The sequence below is a fragment of the Mesorhizobium sp. M7A.F.Ca.CA.003.01.2.1 genome, from assembly GCF_003998945.1.
Taxonomy (GTDB): Bacteria; Pseudomonadota; Alphaproteobacteria; order Rhizobiales; family Rhizobiaceae; genus Mesorhizobium; species Mesorhizobium ciceri.
The window spans coordinates 1-4,253 of sequence record NZ_RZRA01000474.1; the positions used below are offsets into that span (position 1 = coordinate 1).

Sequence of the window (4,253 nt, forward strand, 5' to 3'; positions counted from 1 at the left end):
GCCGCCGGCGGCACCGCCCTTGACGCCGAAGTTCGGGCCGAGCGAAGCCTCGCGGATGCAGACGATCGCCTTCTTGCCGATGCGGTTCAGGCCGTCGCCGAGACCAACCGTGGTCGTGGTCTTGCCTTCGCCGGCCGGCGTCGGGTTGATGGCGGTTACGAGGATCAGCTTGCCGTCCTTGTTGCCCTTCACCGATTTGATGAATTCGGCTGATATCTTGGCCTTGTCGTGGCCGTAGGGCAGCAGGTGTTCGGTCGGGATGCCGATCTTCTGGCCGATCTCCTGGATCTGCTTTTTCCTGGCGCCGCGCGCGATCTCGATGTCGGACTTCACTTCGGCCATGACGGCTTTCCTCTGGATTGGACGGTGGAGGGGACGGGTTTGGTCTTACTGGCAAGCAGGTTGGAACCGGGCGCGGGCATGTTCTAACCCTGTCGCTGCCGCGGCGTCAACTTGTATGCAACTATGTTTCCTCTTGAGAAAATTCTTCTGCGGACCGGCCGACCTGTCGTCGGTTCTTCCTGGCTCCGTTGCCGCGCCGTATAGAAGCCAGAGGACGCGTCGTTCCGCCGTCTCAAAACAGCCGCACAATGCACGGAATGCGACAGAGGCGACGGCGCAAATTCACCATCGCCTGGTCCCTAATGGAACAGCGCTACTGCGTCAGAACGTTGCTGATTTCGACCATGTTGGAGCGCACCCTGAGCACATAGAAGCCCATCGTCGTCAGATGCGTCGGCAACAGCCAGCCATCCTCGCGGCCATTGGCGATGATGAAAGGCTGGATCTTCAGTGCCGAAACGAACTGCGAGTCCATCGTGTCCCAGAGGTTCTGCAGATGCTTTTCCTTGATGACGTCCTCGAAGTCGGCCTGGGCGCCCTTCATCAGGCCGTAATAGCCATAGAGCTGGCCATAGGCGAACCAGTAGCGGTCGTCGGCGCGGAAGTCGAACCAGCCATTGTTGTGGTTCTCGGCGCGTTCCTTGAGGATCGCCGAGGTCGAGCCGATGTCGGACGAGATGCGGTCGATATACTGTTTCAGATTGTCGGCGCGGGCGTCGAATGTCGCCTGGCAGGTGGCAAGGCGAGCGTTGAAGGAACGCAGCATGCGCACGGCGTCGCGATAGTAGCTCGGCGTCGGTGTCTTGGGACCGAACGGGTTCAGGCCGAAATACCAGGTCTCCTCGTCGAACTGCAGGTTGCCGCGGGCATTCTGCAGATCGCTGTCGATCTGCGAGGTGGTGCGGACGCGGCCGAGATTGTCGGCGAGTTCGGTCGCCGTGCGCCGCACCGCCTGGTTGATGCCGCGCTGGAAGGAGGCCTTGTTGTCCATCCACGGCGTGTTGTCCCAGTCGATGCCGAACAGGCCGAGCTTGTAGAGGATCATCGACGAGATCCAGGCATTCTGGTTGACGTTGAAGTCGGTCAGGTCGGCGGCGATCTGGGCAATGCCGGAGTTGCCGCAGGTCTTGGCCGTGTCGGTGCCGGCGCCGGCGGAGACCTGTTCGCCAGCGGAGACATTGCGCTTCTCGAACGTGTAGGTGTCTGGATAGTTCGGGTTGAAATTGTTCCACCACTGGGTGGCGTAGAAGAAATTGGCATAGAGGCCGATCAGCACCAGCAGAGCAAGGCCGACCGCCGCCTTGAGGATCCAGCCGCGTTGCGTGTACCAGCGTCCGGCCCACAGGAACGGCCACAGGATGACGCCGATCAAAAGCCCGATACCGCGGCCGATCCACTGGAAAATGCGGGTGAAGAAGTTCACGATCGGATCGAGCATGGCTGTGTCACCCCCTCAAGCATGATGCCAAAAAGTTGCAGACTTTTTGGATAACATTATGCGCCAAAACAAGAAGTTAGAACGAAATAACGGTTCATTTCGTTCTAGTCAGTCAGGCCGTAGAGGCGCGTGCGAAACGCCACCTTGTCCTTCAAATATGTGGTTTTGAGAACGTCCACAACATGCGATCGCCAGGCGTCGCTGAAGCCGCCATAGTCCTTGTAGAAGCCGTCCTTGTTGAAGATGTAGCGCGAGACGAAGTCCGACGGCACGAAATCCGAGATCAGCCGGTTGGTCAGCCAGGCGTCAGGATGGTCAGGCTTGGCGCGGATCACCAGGAAGCGCTGCTGCGGGAAGACATCCTCGATCTTCAGGTGGCCGAGCTGGGCGATCTCGCGCTTGGCGGCGTTGAGGAAAGGGAAATTGCCGTCCCTGGTGATCAGGTCGGCATGGCTCTGGAACCAGGTCTGCAGCCAGACCTTGTCGACATTGGTCAAGTTGCGGTTCGGCTCGGCATCGCGGATCAGCGCGCGCACCACCATCTCGGCGCGGTGCTCGAGGTAGCCCGAGGCCTCGACCCAGGAGGCGCGCGGCAACTCGATGCGGCCGGTGGTGGCGAGGAACTTGAACACCTTGTCGGCGTCGTTAATGGAGAGATAGCTGACCTGCCACGGCCGCGAACGGCGGAAGCCTGGCGCCGCAGGATCGCTGATCACTGTCGTCACATCCGGGTCGACGAAGACGTAAAGGCCACCGAAATGGCTGGTCCAGTAGGCGTTGTGGCGGAAGATCACCTGGTCGGGCACCAGCGCGTTCTCGCGGATGTCGCCGCAGATCTTGGCGAGCTCGACCATGCGGTTCAGCATGGCGCTGTCGCGCCAGGCGTCGGGCTCCTGCTTCAACCGGTCGACGAGCTTGCCGAGCTCGGCGGCCTTGCCCAGCACATCCTCAGCCGACAGCACCTTGAACTCGACCTGGCTGATCGACAGCAGGTCCTCGATATCGTTGACCTTGGGAACGGAATCCTCGATCTCGCCGTAGATGACATCCTTGATCGTCAGCGCATCGATGGCGCGCTGGTTCTTGGACATGAACTCGAACATCAGCTGCGAGGTGTTGGAGAAGGCGGTGTGCACCACCGGCAGGTCGATCTGCGACGGCGTCAGGATGATGAAACGGCGGTTGACCTCGTTGGGATCGAGATAGTCGTAGTCGTCGCATTCCTCGGCCACTTCGGGCGAAAAGCCGGTGCGATCGATCTGGAAGGTCTTCAGCTTGGTCGGCTTCAAGCCGAATGCGGCGAGCGCCTTGTTGTAGCGCTGGATCAGATGCGGCTCGTCGACCGTCAGCAGCCGGCCATAGATCAGCTCATTGTCGCGCAGGAGATCGGGTTTCTTGGCGGGGCTCATCTTGCCTTCTCCCACAAGGGGTGAAGGGAAGGCCGGCGCAGCTCACGCATTCCATAGCCCCTTCTTCTTCATCTCCTCCATCTCGCGCGCAGCCCGTTCGCGCAGGCGGGCGTCGCGCAGCAGTTTTTCCACGGCGGAGTCGTCGGACTTGTCGGAATAGCGGAACTCCGAGTCGGCGTAGCGGTTGATCTCCTGCATGACCATGTCCATCGAGAACGGCCCGCGCAGTTCCTCGATCATCGCTTTCTTCTCGTCGTAGCCCTTGTGCATGAAGACTTCCGGCTTCTCGAACCAATCGTCGGGAAGCTCGATGTCCATGGCGCGCATCTTGATGGCGTCGGTGACATTCTTGATGGCGCGACCGGTGAAGCGGGGCTCGGCATCCTTGATCAGGTGCAGATAGGTGCCGATATCGGCCATCGATTTCGGCGCGCCGTTCTCCTTCATGTAGCGCTCGTAGACCTTCATCAGCCCATCTTCCTGCGGCTTCTCGTGCTCCTCATAGGCTTCGGTCACGGCGCGCTGGATTTCCTGCGCGGCGTAGAGGTCGTGTTCGCCGAGCGGGATCTTATGGTTTTTCCCCGCCAGCAGGACAAAAATATCGATGTAGTCGTCGCGGCTCTGCGGCCCGTCGACCAGCCAGCGGGCGCCGGCGCGCTGGCGCAGCGCGTCGTCGACATTTTCGGGGTAGTTGGAGAACATGCCGAACGAGCAGTTGCCGCGCACCACGGTGGCGGCGCCGGCGAAGGCGTCCATCAAGACGCCTGTTATCTCCTGCTGGCCGGCGGAGGCGCGGTCGTCGGAGCGTCTGGCGGCCACCTGGTCGATGTCGTCGATGGTGCCGAAGCCGATGACGCGTGGGTTCAAGACATTGTTGATGAACTGGCGGCAGTTCTGGCCCGACTTGCCCTGGTAGGACGAGATCTGGTCGACGCCGAAATTCTCGTAGGCGAAGGGATAGCCGGCGACCTGGCAATAGCCGTTGACGAGGCCGGCGATCATCTGGATCAGCGTCGTCTTGCCAGTGCCGGGGGCGCCGTCGCCGATGAAGGTGAACAGGAAGC

The 4,253-nt window shown here is 61.0% G+C and carries 4 protein-coding genes; all 4 read right to left on the bottom strand.

The features are described from left to right. On the bottom strand, window positions 1-342 hold a 342-nt coding region (locus EN969_RS19025), incomplete at its 3' end, for a formate--tetrahydrofolate ligase (protein WP_127419312.1). Window positions 343-655: 313 nt separating this feature from the next. Continuing rightward, on the bottom strand, window positions 656-1,780 hold the full coding sequence (locus EN969_RS19030) for a DUF2333 family protein (protein WP_013529949.1): 1,125 nt from the start codon (window positions 1,778-1,780) through the stop codon (window positions 656-658). A gap of 104 nt (window positions 1,781-1,884) precedes the next feature. After that, the gene (locus EN969_RS19035; RefSeq protein ID WP_063168857.1) at window positions 1,885-3,189 is read right to left on the bottom strand and encodes a DUF6638 family protein; all 1,305 of its coding nucleotides are present in this window, start codon (window positions 3,187-3,189) and stop codon (window positions 1,885-1,887) included. 42 nt (window positions 3,190-3,231) lie between these two features. After that, the coding region (locus EN969_RS19040) for an ATP-binding protein (RefSeq protein WP_164758345.1) at window positions 3,232-4,253 on the bottom strand (1,022 nt) is incomplete at its 5' end.